The 752-nt window shown below is 43.6% G+C and carries 2 pseudogenes; both read right to left on the bottom strand.

From position 1 onward, the window contains the following. Positions 1 to 213: pseudogene (locus A3735_RS00635) on the bottom strand (hypothetical protein); the annotation flags it as partial. A gap of 208 nt (positions 214 to 421) precedes the next feature. Beyond that, positions 422 to 752 (bottom strand): annotated as a pseudogene (locus tag A3735_RS29965) (EF-P beta-lysylation protein EpmB); the annotation flags it as partial.

Raw genomic sequence — 752 nt, 5'->3', positions numbered from 1 at the left:
TTCCAGAATTTGCATTCGTGTTAGAGGAGGAAGAGTCAGCTTATTAAACTCGATTATTGCCTGGTATAACTGGCGTGAGAGCTCTCCCACATTAGCCATCGGCAAATCCTTCACCCAAGCTTTAATTGCTGCTGGAGTATGTTCAGCAAAAGAAAAACTGATTAAAGTTTGCTCGGGGGTGGATAAATTTAATTCTATATCTTGGCCGTGCATTCATGATTCCTAAATTTGTAGTAAGAGGCTACTTATTTTGCTTGTACGGGTCAGCATCTAGTCAGAAAATTATGCGAAACCGTAGCCATAATACGCTTATAACTAGCATAGCAGGGATTATGGTATTGTCTTGAATGAGGGGGAAAAAGTGTGGCTTGAATTGTTAAATCGCGTTACAGGCTCGATTTAGTTCTCAGTAGCACATTATTTATGGCCAACTAAATGTTGCCAGGCTCTTAGAGTTTTGCCCCGGGATTTCCTGACTGAGGCGAGGAACGAGATAACCAGGCAGAGCGCCAAGAAGTTGCTTATAGAGCTTAAATGCTTCGCGCTCAGAGACCTCGAAATGCGCTGCGCCTGAAACACGGTCATACATAAATAGGTAGTAAGGGAGAATGCCCAGGTCAAAGAGCGCTAGACTAAGCTTTGTTAGTGTCTCTGCATGATTATTGACGTCTTTTAGCAAGACTGCCTGGTTCAATAAGGTGACGCCAGCCTGTTTGAGAGCAGTGAAGCAGGGTCTGAGTTGACTATCTAAC

It is taken from the genome of Oleiphilus sp. HI0061 (genome assembly GCF_001635675.1).
The sequence above is the reverse complement of the archived record's forward strand: the minus strand, read 5'-3'. Positions and strand labels throughout refer to the sequence as shown.